The 16,723-nt window shown below is 62.5% G+C and carries 20 protein-coding genes and 1 tRNA gene; 20 read left to right on the forward strand and 1 reads right to left on the reverse strand.

Features of this window, described 5'->3' with window-relative positions:
• The first annotated feature begins 79 nt into the window (after positions 1-79).
• The 5 genes from bamA (at position 80) to AC1Q5P_RS03005 (ending at position 4,772) form a co-directional block, all read left to right on the forward strand.
• A complete protein-coding gene (gene bamA, locus AC1Q5P_RS02985) occupies positions 80-2,713 on the forward strand; it encodes an outer membrane protein assembly factor BamA (RefSeq protein WP_052242655.1) in 2,634 nt (877 codons plus the stop codon).
• Positions 2,713-3,396 carry an OmpH family outer membrane protein gene (locus AC1Q5P_RS02990; RefSeq protein ID WP_039337455.1) on the forward strand — a complete coding sequence of 228 codons (684 nt, stop codon included), beginning with the start codon at positions 2,713-2,715 and terminating at the stop codon, positions 3,394-3,396. The genes bamA and AC1Q5P_RS02990 overlap by 1 nt, the downstream gene beginning before the upstream one ends.
• Positions 3,397-3,420: 24 nt before the next feature.
• A complete protein-coding gene (fabZ, locus tag AC1Q5P_RS02995; RefSeq protein ID WP_492518100.1) occupies positions 3,421-3,894 on the forward strand; it encodes a 3-hydroxyacyl-ACP dehydratase FabZ in 474 nt (157 codons plus the stop codon).
• Positions 3,895-3,993: 99 nt separating this feature from the next.
• On the forward strand, positions 3,994-4,218 hold the full coding sequence (rpmE, locus tag AC1Q5P_RS03000; protein ID WP_039337458.1) for a 50S ribosomal protein L31: 225 nt from the start codon (positions 3,994-3,996) through the stop codon (positions 4,216-4,218).
• Between the two features lie 113 nt (positions 4,219-4,331).
• Entirely contained in the window at positions 4,332-4,772 is a 441-nt protein-coding gene (locus AC1Q5P_RS03005) for a MarR family winged helix-turn-helix transcriptional regulator (protein WP_062343414.1), read from the forward strand.
• 3 nt (positions 4,773-4,775) lie between these two features.
• Here AC1Q5P_RS03005 and AC1Q5P_RS03010 read toward each other — a convergent pair whose 3' ends face one another.
• Positions 4,776-5,408 (reverse strand): prolyl hydroxylase family protein, encoded by a 633-nt coding sequence (locus tag AC1Q5P_RS03010; protein WP_039337460.1) that lies wholly within the window; start codon positions 5,406-5,408, stop codon positions 4,776-4,778.
• An 85-nt stretch (positions 5,409-5,493) separates the two neighbouring features.
• On the opposite strand from AC1Q5P_RS03010, the gene AC1Q5P_RS03015 reads away from it, so the two are divergent.
• The 15 genes from AC1Q5P_RS03015 (at position 5,494) to AC1Q5P_RS03085 (ending at position 16,703) form a co-directional block, all read left to right on the forward strand.
• Entirely contained in the window at positions 5,494-5,964 is a 471-nt protein-coding gene (locus AC1Q5P_RS03015; protein ID WP_193826916.1) for a GspH/FimT family pseudopilin, read from the forward strand.
• Complete coding sequence (gene gspI, locus AC1Q5P_RS03020; RefSeq protein WP_193826915.1) at positions 5,954-6,328, forward strand: type II secretion system minor pseudopilin GspI; 375 nt, start codon at positions 5,954-5,956, stop codon at positions 6,326-6,328. The genes AC1Q5P_RS03015 and gspI overlap by 11 nt, the downstream gene beginning before the upstream one ends.
• The gene (gspJ, locus tag AC1Q5P_RS03025; protein WP_492518101.1) at positions 6,325-6,921 is read left to right on the forward strand and encodes a type II secretion system minor pseudopilin GspJ; all 597 of its coding nucleotides are present in this window, start codon (positions 6,325-6,327) and stop codon (positions 6,919-6,921) included. The genes gspI and gspJ overlap by 4 nt, the downstream gene beginning before the upstream one ends.
• On the forward strand, positions 6,918-7,901 hold the full coding sequence (gene gspK, locus AC1Q5P_RS03030) for a type II secretion system minor pseudopilin GspK (protein ID WP_492518102.1): 984 nt from the start codon (positions 6,918-6,920) through the stop codon (positions 7,899-7,901). The genes gspJ and gspK overlap by 4 nt, the downstream gene beginning before the upstream one ends.
• Before the next feature lie 90 nt (positions 7,902-7,991).
• A tRNA-His gene (locus AC1Q5P_RS03035) sits at positions 7,992-8,068 on the forward strand.
• Positions 8,069-8,221: 153 nt separating this feature from the next.
• Positions 8,222-8,950 carry a heme ABC transporter permease CcmC gene (ccmC, locus tag AC1Q5P_RS03040; RefSeq protein WP_039337467.1) on the forward strand — a complete coding sequence of 243 codons (729 nt, stop codon included), beginning with the start codon at positions 8,222-8,224 and terminating at the stop codon, positions 8,948-8,950.
• 7 nt (positions 8,951-8,957) lie between these two features.
• Positions 8,958-9,098 carry a hypothetical protein gene (locus AC1Q5P_RS03045; protein WP_169745750.1) on the forward strand — a complete coding sequence of 47 codons (141 nt, stop codon included), beginning with the start codon at positions 8,958-8,960 and terminating at the stop codon, positions 9,096-9,098.
• Positions 9,095-9,574 carry a cytochrome c maturation protein CcmE gene (ccmE, locus tag AC1Q5P_RS03050; RefSeq protein ID WP_231735420.1) on the forward strand — a complete coding sequence of 160 codons (480 nt, stop codon included), beginning with the start codon at positions 9,095-9,097 and terminating at the stop codon, positions 9,572-9,574. Before AC1Q5P_RS03045 ends, ccmE begins: the two co-directional genes overlap by 4 nt.
• On the forward strand, positions 9,571-11,526 hold the full coding sequence (locus AC1Q5P_RS03055; RefSeq protein WP_492518103.1) for a heme lyase CcmF/NrfE family subunit: 1,956 nt from the start codon (positions 9,571-9,573) through the stop codon (positions 11,524-11,526). Before ccmE ends, AC1Q5P_RS03055 begins: the two co-directional genes overlap by 4 nt.
• Positions 11,523-12,071, forward strand: coding sequence for a DsbE family thiol:disulfide interchange protein (locus AC1Q5P_RS03060; protein WP_039337470.1), 549 nt, complete (start codon positions 11,523-11,525; stop codon positions 12,069-12,071). Before AC1Q5P_RS03055 ends, AC1Q5P_RS03060 begins: the two co-directional genes overlap by 4 nt.
• A gap of 14 nt (positions 12,072-12,085) precedes the next feature.
• Positions 12,086-12,493 carry a cytochrome c-type biogenesis protein gene (locus AC1Q5P_RS03065; RefSeq protein ID WP_052242663.1) on the forward strand — a complete coding sequence of 136 codons (408 nt, stop codon included), beginning with the start codon at positions 12,086-12,088 and terminating at the stop codon, positions 12,491-12,493.
• Positions 12,490-13,188 (forward strand): tetratricopeptide repeat protein, encoded by a 699-nt coding sequence (locus AC1Q5P_RS03070; protein WP_039337471.1) that lies wholly within the window; start codon positions 12,490-12,492, stop codon positions 13,186-13,188. Before AC1Q5P_RS03065 ends, AC1Q5P_RS03070 begins: the two co-directional genes overlap by 4 nt.
• A gap of 166 nt (positions 13,189-13,354) precedes the next feature.
• A complete protein-coding gene (locus AC1Q5P_RS03075) occupies positions 13,355-15,289 on the forward strand; it encodes a potassium transporter Kup (protein ID WP_039337473.1) in 1,935 nt (644 codons plus the stop codon).
• Positions 15,290-15,385: 96 nt separating this feature from the next.
• A complete protein-coding gene (locus AC1Q5P_RS03080; protein WP_492518104.1) occupies positions 15,386-16,360 on the forward strand; it encodes a sensor histidine kinase in 975 nt (324 codons plus the stop codon).
• The gene (locus AC1Q5P_RS03085; RefSeq protein ID WP_427466531.1) at positions 16,353-16,703 is read left to right on the forward strand and encodes a response regulator; all 351 of its coding nucleotides are present in this window, start codon (positions 16,353-16,355) and stop codon (positions 16,701-16,703) included. Before AC1Q5P_RS03080 ends, AC1Q5P_RS03085 begins: the two co-directional genes overlap by 8 nt.
• Positions 16,704-16,723 lie beyond the last annotated feature (20 nt).

Below are 16,723 nucleotides of genomic sequence, written 5' to 3' on the forward strand. Positions count from 1 at the left end.
AGAGGGCTACATTGCTTGCCGTGGCCGGACTTCCTCGGGGGCGTCCTGCTGCCACTTTATTACGGGATGGCGCTTGGTGATGATTGGACGTAACGCGGGCCGGGCAGAGAATCGGAACGCCAGGACTTCCCCGCTGTGCGCAGGCCTTCTGGCCACCAGCGCCTTGGTGGCTGTTCCAGGAATTGCCTCGGCGCAGGCCGTGGCTCCTGTTTCGCAACCTGCAGCCCCGGCTCCTGTGGTGCAGGCGCCGGTACCTGCCGGAGACGTCATTCGCACTGTGACTGTGCAGGGCTCGCAGCGCCTTGAGCCGGACACGATCCTTTCGTACATCCGCCTGCGTCCGGGCCAGACATATACGCAGGCGCTGGGTGACCAGGCGCTGAAGGACCTTTACGCGACTGAACTCTTCGCCGACGTCTCGATCCGCAACAACGGCGGTGACGTTGTGGTTCAGGTCAAGGAAAACCCGGTCATCAACCGCATCATCCTTGAAGGCAACAAGCGCCTCAAGGAAGACAAGATCCTCCCCGAGATCAAGTTGGCGGCTCGCCAGATCTTCACGCGATCAAAGGTCCGGGCCGACGTTGCGCGCATCATCGAACTCTACAAGCGGCAGGGCCGCTTTGCCGCGACGGTCGAGCCGAAGATGGTCATGCTTGACCAGAACCGCGTCGACATCGTGTTCGAGATCAGCGAGGGGCCGAAGTCCAAGGTTCGTCAGATCAACATTATCGGCAACGAGAAGTTTTCGGACGGGAAGCTTCGCGGCGAGATGGTGACCAAGCAGGCGCGTTTCTTCCGCCTGTTCTCCTCGGGCACCAGCTACGACCCCGACCGTCTGGCCTTCGATCAGCAGAAGCTGCGCCAGTTCTATCTGACCGAAGGCTATGCCGACTTCCGCGTGGTTTCGGCCGTGGCCGAACTGACTCCGGACAAGCGTGACTTCATCATCACCTACGTGGTGGAGGAAGGCGATCGCTACAAGTTCGGCGACGTGAAGGTTGACAGCCAGTTGCGCGATTTCGACAGCGATGCGATGTCCAAGCGCCTGCCGATCAAGGCGGGTGACTGGTACAACGCCAAGATGGTCGAGGACCAGGTCGACGCGTTGACCGAAACCGCAGGCGCGTTCGGCTATGCCTTTGCCGACGTCCGCCCGGACTTTTCGCGCAACAAGGATGACCTGACGATGTCGGTCACCTTCCGCATCGCCGAAGCGCCTCGCGTCTATGTCGAAAGGGTCGACGTCAACGGCAATACGCTGACGCAGGACAAGGTCGTGCGCCGCGAGTTCCGTCTGGCCGAGGGCGATGCGTTCAACACGTTCCAGGTCAAGCGTTCGACCAACCGCATCAAGTCGCTGGGCTACTTCCAGGAAAAGTTCGAGATCGAGCAGAAGCCGGGCAGCGCGCCCGACCGCATCGTGCTTGAAGCTAACGTGGAAGAGCGGCCCACCGGCGAACTCCAGCTCTCGGCCGGCTTCTCAAGCCTCGAGAGCTTCATTTTCCAAGGGTCAATCCGCCAGAACAACTTCCGCGGGCGCGGCCAGACGATTGGTCTCTCGGTCGACTACTCTCGCTTTACGCGTTCGGTCCAGGTGAGCTTCACGGAACCGTACCTCTTCGACAAGAACATCTCGCTGGGCGTTGATGTCTATCGGCGCGACCTCAACAGCTTCAACCAGTTCAACTCCAACCGCAACACGACCTACAAACAGGCAACCACGGGCTTTTCGGCGCGTATCGGCGTGCCGCTGTCGGAGTACATGTCGCTGATAGGGCGCTACACGTTCAATCTCGATGACGTCACTCTGGACCAGAGCACGTTCTATGTGAACGGCCAGTGCAGCATTCTGCTGGCAGGGCGTTACCTGTGCGATGCCATCGGCAAGCGGACAAGCTCCATTCTTGGCGCTTCGCTGGTCTACGACACGCTGGATAACCGCCTGCGTCCGAGCCGGGGCACACAGTTCGTCGTCGGCGCCGACGTTGCCGGGCTGGGCGGTTCGGTCCGCTACGCACGCATTACTGCCAACGCAGCCAAGTTCTGGCCCGTGGGTGGGGGATTCATCTTCTCCGTCCGCGCCGAAGGTGGCGCGATCAAGGCGCTTTCGAGCCGTTCCAGCGATCCCACCATCGACGACGTGCGCCTGACGGACCGCTTCTTCCTGGGCGAACCCCAGATCCGCGGCTTCGACATTCGCGGTGTCGGACCCCGCGTCCTGCGCAAGTTCCTGACGATCGATACCAACAACGACAACATTCCCGACACGGCATCGACTGACCGCAACCAGTGGGTCGATGACGCTCTGGGCGGCAAGTATTATTACCTGACCCGCGCCGAGCTTGAGATTCCGCTGGGATCGGGCGCACGCGAACTCGGTCTGCGTCCGTCGATCTATGTCGACGCCGGCGCCGTCTGGGGCATTGCCAACCCGCTCACGCAGAACCCGAACAACGTCGTCTATTACACTGACGCGCTGACCGGGAAGATCACGAACAGCCCGACCGCATCGGATGGTACGGCAAACACTGCCACGCGCTATATCGAAGAGTACGTTGGCGATACGCTGTCGCCGCGCGTCTCCGTCGGCATCGGCGTGAACTGGAATTCGCCGTTCGGCCCGTTCCGCCTCGATTTCGCCAAGGTTCTCAAGAAGGCCAATGGCGACGACCCCAAGACTTTCACTTTCAACGTGGGAACCCAGTTCTGATGAAAATCCGTTACGCTTCCGCGCTTCTCGCGGGCCTCGCTGTTCTTTCCGTTTCGCCGACCGCTGCCGTGGCGCAGGCCACCTCGGGCACGGTCACGCCCGGTATCGCCATCGCCAATCCCTCGGCGGTGGTCGCCGCATCTGCTGCATATCAGACCGCCCAGCAGCAGCGTCCGACGACCTACAAGCCGCAGATCGACCAGGCCAATGCACGCAAGGGCCAGATCGAAGCGCAGCTCAAGCCTCTGATCGACAAGCTTCAGGCGGATTCGAAGGCGGCCAACCCCAACCGTGCGGCGCTTCAGGCCCAGTACGAGCAGATCCAGCAGATCGAACAGGCCGGCCAGGCAGAGATCCAGAAGATTCTCGAGCCGCTGAACCTTTCGCAGCAGTACGTGCTCGAGCAGATCGGCGACAAGCTTGACGCTGCCACCCAGGCCGCGATGGACAAGAAGAAGATCACGCTGGTGATCGATTCGCAGTCGGTCATCAAGGCTGGCCAGGTCTACAATCTCAACCAGGACATCCTGACCGAGCTCAACAAGGCCATTCCTTCGGCACAGCTGGTGCCGCCGGCTGGCTGGATGCCGCGCGCGCAGCGTGAGCAGCAGGCTCAGGCTCAGGCCGCACAGCAGCCGGCAACCGCCGCGCAGCCTGCGAAGAAGGCACCCGAAGGCCGCTGAGGTCTTCGGTTTGGGGGCCGGGTAATGTCCGAGGATCAGAACGCGCCGCAGGGCGTGATCACCGACTATGACGTGCGCAAGGTGATGGCGGCGCTTCCGCACCGCTATCCGCTCTTGCTGGTCGATCGTGTCGCTTCGCTCACCCTGAACGAGCGTATCCACGCGGTTAAGGCCGTGTCGATGAACGAGCAGTTCTTCCAGGGGCATTTCCCCGGACGCCCGATCATGCCCGGCGTCCTCCAGATCGAGGCGCTGGCCCAGGCGGCTGGCGTGCTCGCGGTGGAATCGCTTGGCCTCGCAGGTTCCGGCAAGCTGGTCTACTTCATGGCGATCGAGGAGGCCAAGTTCCGCAATCCCGTAGAGCCCGGCGTCCTGCTCGACCTGCATGTCGAGTTCACCCACAAGCGTTCGCGCGTGTGCAAGTTCGCTGGCAAGGCGATGGTCGGCGACAAGGTGACCTGCGAGGTCGGCTTTACCGCGATGATCGCAGACAGCTGAGGCTGCAGCCGCTGGACAACCTTGCGGCTTTCCGCTAGGCGCGCGCCCTTACAGATTCTAGCGGCCGGTCGGAACCGGCTGCGCACCGGAGCAAGACCCATGAAGACTGGCATTCACCCCGACTACCACATGATCAAGGTGCAGATGACCGACGGCACCGTTTTCGAGACTCGCTCCACCTGGGGCAAGGAAGGCGACACGCTCGCTCTCGAAATCGACCCGACCTCGCACCCGGCATGGACTGGTGGTACGCGCCAGCTGGACCAGGGTGGCCGCGTTGCCCAGTTCAACAAGCGCTTTGGTGGTCTTTCGCTCAAGCGCTGAGCGCTGGCGACAGGACATTGACGGGAAGGGCGGCTTCGGTCGCCCTTTTCTTTTGCGTGAACGGTTTGCCATGGCATATTGCTATCACCGATAGCCGTCCTAAAGATCAGGCCATGACGCTGACCAATTCCCTCGAGAGCCGCCTCGGCTATCAGCTCCGCCGCGCATCCGCCGTGATGATGGCAGACCTGGGGCGCGAGCTTTCCGATCTTGACCTGCGTCCGGCCGAAGTGACGACGCTGTTGGTCATCGCCGAAAATCCCGACTGTTCGCAGACCGAGGTCGGGCAAGTGCTGGCGATCAAGCGGGCCAACATGGTTCCGATCATATCCCGGCTGATGGAACGAGGCCTGGTCGAACGTCGGCGTCTGGATGGGCGCAGTCACGCACTGACGTTGACGGACGCTGGCCGCAGGATGGCAGACGATGCCGTGGCGCGGATCGACAAGCATGAAACCCGATTTACCGCCTTGCTTGGGGATGCGGACACGGGCGTTCTGTTTCGGTGCCTTCCGACCATCCGAAGCGCGCGGAGTGGTGAAGAGGAAAGCTGACCGTCAGACCCAGGGTCTTTCACGATACCATTTGGTTATCACGTACTTGAGGCCCTTGCGCACCTTCATGGCATGGTGAAGCGTGGCCGGGTTCACCGAACCATCGGGACGACGATTGTTCCAGCACACCAGCTTGCCTTTTTCGGGCTGGATGATCTTGTCGATCACCTTGAACCGCGTTGCACCGCCCGCCTCGACATCGTTGAGATAGACCATGAAGGTCCACGTGCGCTGACCTGCTACGTGGCAATATCGCTGGAAGTCTGCGCCATGAGGATCGAAGTAATCCGTGTGCGATTTGAATTCCTGCCCCGGTTCGTACCGCTGACCCTGAATGGGTTCGCCGAACTGTCGATCAATTCCCGAGATTGCCGAGATCTTTTCGTCCAGCGCAACGATCTCCGGCTCCTGCATCGGCAGATCGCAGGTTTCGCTCGTCCGGAAATAGTGGTCACCGTTGGCATCTGCGATTGTGGAAGGCCGGCGGTCACGATCGATCCTAGCGATGAGCGAAGCGCATTCCCGATCGCTCAGAAATCCGCGCAGCATGAACATCTCGAGTCTGGGCGTTGGCACGCGCATCATTCCCGGCAAGGTCAGCAAGCGGTCGGCAGAAGCTTCATTGGCGGGCGTCATCGCCGGTTCTCTACTCCAGCGACATGCCAGACTGCAACTTGAAGCCTCTGGTGTCTTGGTCGTAAAACCGTCACGTTCCTGCCGCATGCGAGCTACCGTGCCCTGTCAGAGTCCATCCTGCGCTGTCCGCAACGGCTTCTCGCTGGTCGAGATGATGGTGGTCCTGCTCGTGATGGGGCTGCTGGCGACCGCTGCAGTGCTGACGATCCCCGGCGATGGGCGCAAACTTCGCGACGAGGCCGAGCGCTTTGCAGCGCGAACGCTCGCGGCGCGGGACGAGGCCATTATCGGCGCGCGACCTGTATCGCTGGTAGTGAGCGAGAGGGGATACTACTTCGAAGGGCGCCGCGAAGGTCGTTGGCAGCCCTTGCCGGGCCGGGGCTTTGAACTTACGGGGTGGAATGCCGAGACCATTGTCGACGGCCAGCGGCAACGCATCGTTTTCGATTCGCTGGGGCTTGCCAGCAGCGAAGCCCTTATCCGCTTGCGGCGTGCTGAAGCGGCGCTTTCAATCCACCTGCGCCGCGACGGGAGCGTGATCGTCGATGGCGGCTGAGCGCAATGGCTTCACCTTGCTCGAACTGCTCGTTGCACTTGCCGTGTTTGCGATCGCGGCGCTTGCCCTGCTGCAGATGGAAGGCGCGAGTATCTCCCGCACCGCAGATCTGGACCAGCGCCTGCTCCGGGAAATCGTGGCGCAGAACATGGCGGCCGAGATACTGACCGATCCAGCGCCGCCGCCGGTCGGATCGGCTTCGGGCACCATAGAGAATGCGGGACGCCGCTTCCAGTGGACCCGCACCGTCGAGATGCAGCAAGATTACGGCGTGTTGCGCATTGCTCTGTCGGTCCGCGAGACGACTCCGGGCGCGCAGAGCCAGGCTTTCACTCTCGATTTCACCAGGCTGCCGGGAGCATGAGGCAGGAACCCTCGCCCAACGGCTTCACCTTGGTGGAGATGCTGGTGGCGCTTGCCCTGTTCGCGGTGATCGCGGTCGGCGCACTGGGGCTGCTGCGGTTCTCGGTGGACGCGGAGCTTGCGAGCCGGGCCAAGACGGAAAGCATTGCCAGCCAGCGGCGGTTCCTGTCAGTGTGGACAGCGGATATGGCTCAAGCAGTGCCGCGCCCTTCGCGTGACGCATCCGGCACGAGCCACCCGGCCTTCGAAGCCGATACCGATGGCGTGATGATCCGTTTTACCCGGAGCGGCTGGGACAATGTCGATGGCGCGCCGCGTCCGGGCTTGCAGAAGGTCGAGTACCGAATCACCGCAGGAGCACTGGTTCGCGCAGGCTATCCCTTTCCCGATGGCTCTGTTGCAGAAGCTGGTGCGGATGTTCTCTCCCTCAGCGCGCCGGCCACGGTGCGTTTCCGGGCGAAAGACGGCAATTGGCGCGATCGCTGGGACCCGCAACTGTCGACCGAACTGCCCGTGGCGATCGAGCTGCTAATCCCGCAAAAGGGCGTGCCGCCGTTGCGGGTGGTCTCCCTTGTCGGGGTGAACTATCAGTGAGGCCGCATGACCCTCGCGAGCGTGGCGCAGCGTTGCTCTCCGTCCTGCTGCTGGTCGCCATGATGGCAGTCATTGCGGCGTTGATGCTCGACCGTCTCAATCTGGCCACGCGCCTTGCCGCCAATGGCCAGGCCATGACGCAAGCGAGGCTCTATGCGGCAAGCGCCGAGACGCTGGCGATGGCGCGGATCAAGGCGCTGGTCGAAACCTCCCAGGAAAGAACGGTAGATCGCAGCGGTCTGCTCGGTCGAGACTTTCCGCTGCCCTTGCCGCGCGGCACCGTGATGGCGCGCGTTGATGATGCGGGGAACTGCTTCAATCTCAATTCGCTCGTCGAAGCCGATGTGCAAGGCGCCTTGCGCCTCAGGCTGGTCGGGCTGGGCCAGATGCGGGCATTGATGAAGGGTCTGGCCATTCCCGAAGCGGAAGCGGCCATCATAAGCGATTCGGTTGCCGATTGGATCGACAGTGACAATGCGCCGGCTCCAAATGGTGCCGAGGACGACAGCTATCAGGGCCGGGCTGTCCCGTACCGCACGGCCGGCCGGTTGATCAGCGACGTCAGCGAGATTCGCGCGGTGCGGGGGATGACGCCGCAATTCTATGAGCGTTTGCGCCCATGGCTCTGTGCCTTGCCCGGGGCGGACCTGTCGCCGATCAACGTCAACACGCTGCGCCCGGATCAGGCCCTCCTGCTGACGATGATTGCACCCCAGGCGATTCCCGCGCAGCGCGCCCGCGCCATGTTGGCGGCACGACCTGCGCTTGGCTGGAAAAGTCCCGATGAGGCCTTGCGTGGCGTGGGAGGGGAGGGCGCTGCCGTTCCTCTCAACCAGTTGCAGGTGCGCAGCCGCTGGTTCCTGCTTATGCAGACAGTGACGGTCGATTCGGTCAGCGTGGAGGAGCAGGCATTGATCGATGTCGGCGTGAACCCGCCGCGCGTCGCTTTCCGCAGCTGGGGGGACAGGTTCAGCCGCTGAATCGTCGCCACCCGCAAATTTCCGCTTCCATTTGTCCCGCCTTTCTGCAAAGGGGCCACCCCGCGCAGAGCAAACCTGCGCAGCAATGTGGCGACCGTAGCTCAGTTGGTTAGAGCGCCGGTTTGTGGTACCGGAGGTCGTGGGTTCGAACCCCATCGGTCGCCCCATTCTCTCCTGACATCAAAGGCATTTTCGCCATGTCGTATCGCCTTTTGGTACGGCTCGGCGCCATTGCGCTTGCCCCGTGGCGCGGCAAGTGGCAGAGCGATCATGGACCGGCGGCGGGGGTCGCCGGGAGAAGGATCAGATTCCCCGCGCCCATGCACGGATTTGCCAATCCCGCCCGTTTCCTGCGCCTTGCCCGCTGGATGATGCCGTTGCTTCTGGTGTCCGGCCTGCTCCTGTCGATGGGAGCGGTACTCTATGGCGCAATCGTCGTGCCGCCCGATCGGCTCATGGGCGATACGGTCCGCATCCTGTTCATTCATGTTCCGGCAGCCTGGCTCGGCATGGCTGGCTGGTCCACCATTGCCATCGCCAGTCTCGTCGAGCTCGTCTGGCGGCACCCGTTGGCAGCCATTGCAGGGCGGGCGGCCGCGGTTCCCGGCGCGACGTTCACGGCAATCTGCCTCGCCACCGGCTCGATCTGGGCGCGGCCCACTTGGGGCACGTGGTGGGTCTGGGATGGGCGCCTTACCAGTTTCCTCGTCCTGCTGTTCCTTTACTTCGGCTATATCGCACTGTCCGGCGCGGCGCAGCGCGACATGGCAGGCGGAGGTGGCGGCAGTCGCATCACGGCTATCTTCGGGCTGGTCGGTGCCATCAACATCCCGATCATCAATCGTTCAGTGGTGTGGTGGAACAGTCTGCATCAACCTCCATCTATCACGGCCGGCAAGTCTGCAATTGATGGCACCTTTCTGTGGCCCCTGCTGATTGCCGCACTCGGCTTCAGCCTCGTGTTCGGCGGCGTGGTCCTTGCGCGGATGCGCACTCTTCTGGCCGATATCCAGGCCGAGGCGCGGCTGCGCCGGAAAGCGATGGCGTAAACGTACGATGCGCGAAGGTCTTCAGCAGTGGGATTACGTGGCAGCAGCCCTGGCAATCGGCGTGATCGGCACGCTGGTGCTGGTAGGCTGGACGCTGGTGGCGATGATCCGGGCGGAACGCCGTCGTGACAAGGTGAGAGGCAAGTGAGCAGCATTTCCAGCGGCGGGCCAACCGGCGGCATCAAGCCGAAGCATCAGCGGCTCGTCCTGCTGGTGATCGCACTTGTTGCGCTGATCGGGGCAGGGCTGCTTGCGGCCTATGCCTTGTCAAACCAAGCCAGCTACTTCTACGTGCCGAGCGACCTGGTGAGAGACAAGCCGGAGCAGGGCCGCGCCATCCGCCTCGGCGGCATGGTCGAGCAGGGCTCGCTCAAGACGCAGGCTGATGGCGTGACGATCGATTTCATCGTCGGCGACGGCAAGGCCCGCGTGCCGGTCCGCTATACCGGCATTACCCCGGATCTCTTCGTCGAGGGATCGGGCGTCGTCGCCGAGGGCCGGATGGAGGGCGACACTTTCGTCGCCGACAATCTTCTTGCCAAGCATGACGAGAAGTACGTTCCCCGCCAGATGGGCGACATGACCGCCGCACAGGCCAAGCAAGTGGTGGCCGAAACCAAATGATCGCAGAACTCGGTCTTGCCGTATTGTGGATGGCGGCAGCGCTTGCCGTGTTGCAGCTGTTCGCCGGTTTCTCGGCGCTTCGGCCGGGCGGGAAGGTGCTGGCCGGCGTGGTTCGGCCGCTCGCGGTGATGCAGGGGGCACTGGTTGCGGTGTCCTTCCTCTGCCTGATCGACCTTTTTCTCGAGACCGATCTTTCGGTGAAGCTCGTCGCCGAGAATAGCCATTCGATGAAGCCATTCATCTTCAAGCTGGCTGGAACCTGGGGCAACCACGAAGGCTCGATGCTGCTGTGGGTGACGATCATGGCGGTTTCGGGCGGCATCGTTGCCCTGGTCGAGAAGCGCCTGCGCGAGGAAACGCTGCTGGCCACGCTTGCTGGGCAAGCCTTCGTCAGCCTTGGCTTCTATGCCTTCCTGCTCCTGTCGTCGAACCCGTTCGAACGACTGCCGGAACCGGCACCGGAAGGAGCAGGGCTGAACCCGCTTCTCCAGGATATCGGCCTCGCGTTCCACCCGCCGACGCTGTACGTCGGCTATGTCGGTCTTTCGGTCGCCTTCAGCTTCGCCATTGGCGCGCTGATCACGCGCGATGTTGGTCCCGCGTTTGCCCGGGCGATGCGTCCCTGGGTACTTGGTGCATGGATTTTCCTTACCATCGGCATCACTGCCGGTTCCTACTGGGCATACTACACGCTCGGCTGGGGCGGCTGGTGGTTCTGGGACCCGGTCGAGAACGCTTCGCTGATGCCCTGGTTGGCGGCGACGGCGCTGCTGCATTCGGCTTCGGTGCTGGCGAGCCGCAATGCCTTGCGGGCCTGGACCGTGATGCTCGGCGTGATTGCTTTCTCGATGTCGATGGTGGGCACGTTCCTTGTCCGCTCTGGCATTCTGACCTCGGTTCACGCCTTCGCAGTCGATCCTGAGCGCGGCTCGTTCATCCTTGCGCTGCTGGCGATTTACATCGGCGGTGCATTGGCTCTGTTCGGCGTTCGCGCCTCGACCGTCACCGAAGGTGAGCGGTTCAGCGTGTTCAGCCGCGAATCCAGCCTGGTGTTCAACAACGTGATGCTGTGCGGCATTCTCGGCATCGTGCTTCTGGGCACGCTTTACCCCCTGCTGACCGAGGCGTTCGGAGCCAAGGTCTCGGTCGGTCCGCCGTATTTCAATCCGGTCTCGGCCATTTTCGCGATCCCGATGATGATGGTCATGGCGGTCGGACCATTGCTGCGCTGGCGCAAGGACAAGCCGGGGCGGATAACCGCCAACGTCGCGGTGCCCGCATTGCTGGCGGCATTGGTGCTGCTGGCCGTTGCGGTCATGGCGCCGGGCATTCGTGTGCTGCCGATGCTGGGCATCGCCGTGGGCGCAGGGCTCGCAGTGGCGAGCTGGTTCCCGCTGCGTGGCCGCAATCTGCGCCGCACGCCGCTGGCGGTCTATGGCATGGTCTTCGGGCACTTCGGCATTGCCGTGGCGCTGCTTGGCGCGGCGGCAGAAAGTGCATTCTCGACCGAGCGCCTCGCCGCCATGAACGTTGGCGATACGCAGACCGTGGGGCCGATCTCGCTCAAGCTGCAAAGCGTCGAGCCGGTGGCGGGGCCGAACTGGACCGCGCTGGAGGCCACCGTCAGCGCATCGTACAAGGGCGGTACGCCGGTAACGCTTCACCCGCAGGCGCGCACTTTCACCTCGCCGCCGGGCGAGCGCACAGAATCCGCGCTGCACACGCGGTGGAACGGCCAGCTCTACGCAGTCTTGGGCAACGAGGGTGAGGACGGCCGCTGGCAGATGCGCTTCTGGTGGAAGCCCTTCGTGCCACTGCTATGGCTGGGTGGCCTGCTCGTGGCCTTTGGTGGCCTGCTCGCCTTGATTGGTCGCGCGGCGCACGACGTCCGTCGCCTGCGCGCTGAAGGGAAGATTGCCTGGCGCAAGTCGCAGCAGGAGCAGCTCAAGTGACCGAGCCCGCGCCAAAGCGCTCCAGACTCGCCATCTGGCTGCCACTGATCCTGTTCGGCGCGTTCTTCGCCCTCGTGATCTGGGGCCTTGTTCGCCCGGCTGACCGTGAAGTCGCAAGCACCTTCATCGGCAAGCCTCTGCCGAGTTTCGATCTCCCGGCAGCAACCGATGACAGGCCTGGGCTGAACACTGCAGAGATGAAGGGCAAGCCAAGGCTTCTCAACGTCTTTGCGAGCTGGTGCATTCCGTGCGCCGTGGAAGCCCCACAGTTGGAAGCGCTGCGCCAGCAGGGCATCGAAATTGACGGTGTTGCCTTGCGTGATCGCAAGCAGGACCTTGAGGATTTTCTTGCCAGAAACGGCAATCCCTTTGCCCGCATCGGCAAGGACGACCTCTCCGAAGTGCAGCTCGCCATTGGCTCATCCGGCGTGCCGGAGACGTTCGTCATCGATGCCAAAGGGGTGATCCGGTACCAGCACATTGGCGAGATTCGCCCCGAGGATGTGCCGCTGATCCTTGAAAAGCTGAAGGAGGCGCAATCGTGAAGCGCCTGTTCTTCATGATAGTGGCGTTGCTGGCGGCTCAGCCCCTGTTCGCTCAGGATCAGCTGCCACCTGCGCCTTATGCCTACAAGCAGCTTGAAGACCCGACGCTGGAGGCCAAAGCACAACGGCTGATGGAAACGCTGCGCTGCCTCAAGTGCCAGAGCCAGGCCATTTCGGATTCCGATGCGCCGATGGCCGGTGACATGCGGCATCAGGTCCGCACCCGCATCAAGGCGGGCGAGGATCCCGAGGCCATTCGCGCCTGGCTGGTTGAACGCTATGGCGATTACGTCAGCTACGCGCCGCAGAACAAACCGATCATGTGGCCGCTGTTTGCGGCACCGCTCGTCATTCTGCTCCTCGCTGCCGTTCTGCTGCGGGGGCGCTTCCGCAGGAGCATCAAGCCGGAGAACGGCCAATGACCTGGGTCCTGATCCTGCTGATTGCCGCGATCGTCTTCGTGCTGTTGGCTTTCGTGTTGAAGATGCCGCGTGCCGGCTGGGAACTGTCAGGCGCGGCGTTGCTCGTGGGGATCGCAGGCTATGCGCTGCAAGGCCACCCGGGCGCGCCCGGCGCGCCCAAGGCGCCGATCGAGAACAAGCGCGCCGCGGACGAGGCTCTGGTCAAGCAGCGCCAGCAGATGGGTGACCAGTTTGCCCAGGGGCAGAGCTGGATGATCCTGGCAGACGGACTTGCCCGGCAGGGGCAATACGGCGCGGCCGCGGAGGTTTTGCGCAAGGGGACGCAACAGTTCCCCCAGGACGCAGACTTGTGGGTATCGCTCGGCAATGCGCTGGTCGGTCACAGCGATGGCATAATCACTCCCGCAGCGCAGTTCGCGTTCCAGAAGGCCGCGGCGATTGCGCCGGATCATCCCGGCCCACCGTTCTTCATGGGGCTGGCACTTGCCCAGTCCGGTAGGCTTGCCGATGCTCGCGCGATGTGGGCCGAACTGCTCCGGCGTTCTCCTGCAGACGCGCCCTATCGCGCCGATCTCTCGGAGCGAATCCAGCGCATCGACTCGATGCTTGGCGCAACCTCGGGCGCGTCGACTGCCGGAGCGCCGGTTGCGGTGCCCTCGGCAGAGGCTGGCGGATCTGGTCAAGCTGCTGAATAAAAATCAGAATTTTCTGATGAGGAACGGCCCCGTATGCCGTTCGTTAGGCTCCCGCGCGCCCGTGTTCCAGCCCATTGCGGGGGCATTGGGGCAGTGCTAAAGCGCCGCGCCGCGCCGCCCTTTCGGCGGTCGCGATCAAGGCTATGAGGCCGGGGGCACTGTTGCCATGAGTAATGCTGTCAGCAATGCCGAACCAGCCAGTGGAAGCGCACCTGCGCATTCCGCAGGGCACGGTCATCCCGGCCATTCGCACGGCCCCCTGCTCAAACTTGCTGTCGGCGCCATCGGGGTCGTGTTCGGCGATATCGGTACCAGCCCGCTTTACGCGCTGCGCGATACGTTTGCCGGCCATCACAAGCTCCCGCTCGACCTGCTGCACATCTACGGCATCATCAGCCTGATGTTCTGGTCGATGATGATCATCGTGACGTTCAAGTACGTCTCGATCATCATGCGCGCCGACAACAAGGGCGAAGGCGGCAGCCTTGCACTGCTTGCGCTGATCAACCAGCACACGGATGGAAAGCGCTGGGGCAAGGGGATCATCCTTCTGGGGGTGTTCGCCACCGCGCTGTTCTATGGTGACTCCATGATCACCCCGGCGGTTTCGGTAATGGGCGCGATCGAAGGCGTCGCGGTTTACCGACCTGACATGCATCCGCTGATCGTGCCGCTGGTCGTCGGTATCCTGATTGGCCTGTTCTTTATCCAGAGCCGCGGGACCGAGAAGGTTGCCGCGTTCTTCGGGCCGATCATGCTGGTCTATTTCGGCACGATTGCGGTGCTCGGGAGCTTCAGCATCGCTGAATACCCTCAGGTCATCACCGCGCTCAGCCCCCACCACGCGGTCACCATGTTCATCTCCGACCCATGGCGAGGCTTCCTGGCCATGGGCGCCGCCGTGCTTGCAGTGACCGGTGCCGAGGCGCTTTACGCAGACATGGGCCACTTTGGCCGCAGCCCGATCCGGATGTCGTGGCTGGTCTTCGTCCTTCCGGCGCTGGTGCTCAACTATCTCGGCCAGGCATCGCTGCTGATCCGCAATCCCGCGGCGCTCGAAAGCCCGTTCTATTATCTTGCGCCAGAGTGGTTCCAGTGGCCGCTGCTGTTCATTGCCTCCTGCGCTGCCGTGATCGCCTCGCAAGCAGTGATCTCCGGCGCATTTTCGGTGACCCAGCAGGCGATCCAGCTTGGTTTCATCCCGCGCATGACGATCAAGCACACCTCCACTGCGGCCGGCCAGATCTACATCCCCGTGATCAATTGGGCGCTGATGATTGCGGTGATCCTGCTGGTGCTGGTGTTCCAACGCTCGTCGAACCTCACGGCCGCCTATGGCATCGCGGTCACCGGTGCGATGCTGATCGACAACTTCCTTCTTGCCGTTGTGCTGTTCAAGCTGTGGCATTGGAAGGCTCCTGCGGCCGTCGTCATGCTGGCCTTGTTCTTCGCGATCGACGGGGCATACCTTGGCGCGAACATGACCAAGATCCCCGACGGTGGCTGGGTTCCGCTGGTGATGGGCATTGCCATCTTCACCCTGTTGACGACATGGTCGCGTGGCCGTGCCCTGATGCGGGAGAACATGGCCGAAGGCACGATCCCGCTTGAGGTGTTCACAAAGTCTGCCCATTCGAGCGCGGCGCGCGTGTCCGGCACGGCGATCTTCATGGCGTCGACTGCCGCTGGCGTCCCTTCGGCCCTGCTGCACAACATCAAGCACAACAAGGTCCTGCACGAGCGCGTCGTGATCCTCACGGTATCGATCGAGGATGTGCCCTACGTTGACGAGGGCGATCGCTATTCGGTCAAGGACTTCGGCAACGGCTTTTACCGGCTGAACCTTCGATTTGGCTTCCTCGAAGAGACGGACGTGCCCGGCGCATTGAAGGGCGTGAGCATGTGTGGCGAGCCGTTCAACATGATGAAGACCAGCTTCTTCCTCTCGCGCCAGACGCTCATCCCCTCGGAAAAGCCCGGCATGGCTTTGTGGCGCGAGAAATTGTTTGCCTGGATGTTGCGTAATGCGGCAAGCGCCATGGAGTTCTTCCGGCTTCCCACCAACCGCGTTGTCGAACTGGGCAGTCAGTTGAAAATTTGAACGGTCCGCTTCGGTTCGTCCGGTTTTCAGTAGCGGATATTGGAATTCGGGAGAATTCCGTTACTTCTTGCCCAACGTGGCAACAGGGACGCCCACATGGCCGATAGCGCGCTTCTGCGCGAGATTCTCGATGCTCAGCTTGAAACCGTCTGCCGTTTTCGGGCGGACGGCACGATCCTGTTCGTCAATCGCGCCTACGCAGCAACCTTGGGGCGCGAGCCGCACGAACTGACGGGGCGGAACCTGTGGGATTTCGTCACGGGTGAAGATCAGGCGCATGTCCGCGCCATGTTGCTCAACCTGACCCCTGCGCAGCCTGAACTGACCATAGAGAACCGTTTCGAAGCTGCGGGCGGGACCCGGTGGATGCTGTGGCGCAATCACGCCCTCGAATTCGATGATGCGGGCGCATGGTCGGTTGCCCAATCGACCGGCATCGACATTACCGAGCGCAAGCAACTGGAAGAGCAACTCAAGCTGCTCGTCGACGAGCTGAATCATCGCGTGAAAAACACGCTCATGGTGGTTCAGGCGATGGCTCATCAGACGTTTCGTGGCGGAGGCGCAGCCGATGGTCGCATCAGCACATTCAGTGACAGGCTTGCCGCGCTATCCGGTGCCCATGACGCCCTGAGCCGGACAAACTGGGCCGGAGCGCGGCTGGCCGATATCGTGAACCATGGGCTGTTGATTTGTAGAGCCGATGACATGCGGCTCGATGTGTCGGGGCCGGAAGTGATCATGCCTGCGAATGCCACTGTTTCGCTGGTCATGGTCCTGCATGAACTGGCGACCAACGCCATGAAATACGGCGCGCTGTCGGGCCTTACCGGCCGAGTGACGGTGCGTTGGGCGCTCGATGAATCCGAAATGGTTGTAATAGATTGGGTCGAAAGCGGTGGCCCTGAGGTGAATATGCCGGAACGCAAGGGTTTCGGCTCGCGCCTGTTGGCCGAAGCGATACCTCGCCAGCTTGGTGGTCGCGTCGATCTGGACTATGACAGGGCCGGGTTACGATGCCGTATCGCAGTGCCGCATTTCCGGCCATTTCCTGGGACGCAAGATGATTGACGGGAAACGCATACTGGTCGTTGAAGACGAGTTCATTGTCGCGGCAATGCTTTGCGATACCCTGGAGGATCACGGCGCCATGCCTGTGGGTCCGGTCGGCAGGGTGAGCGAGGGGCTGGAGGTGATCGCCGCAGGCGGCATTGACGCTGCGGTACTTGATTGGAACCTTGCCGGGGAATCCGGTTCGTCACTGGCAGAAGCGCTGGCTGCGCGAGACGTTCCGTTCATCATCGCCACGGGTTATGGTTCGGTCGATGCGCCGTTCAACGATCGGCCAATTCTGAGCAAGCCGTACGTGTCGGCTCATCTCATTGAAAAGCTTTCCGGTCTTTTCACCGGCTGATTTGCAATACCGTTGAACCC

The sequence above is a fragment of the Novosphingobium sp. GW835-FHT14H07 genome (assembly GCF_058793515.1).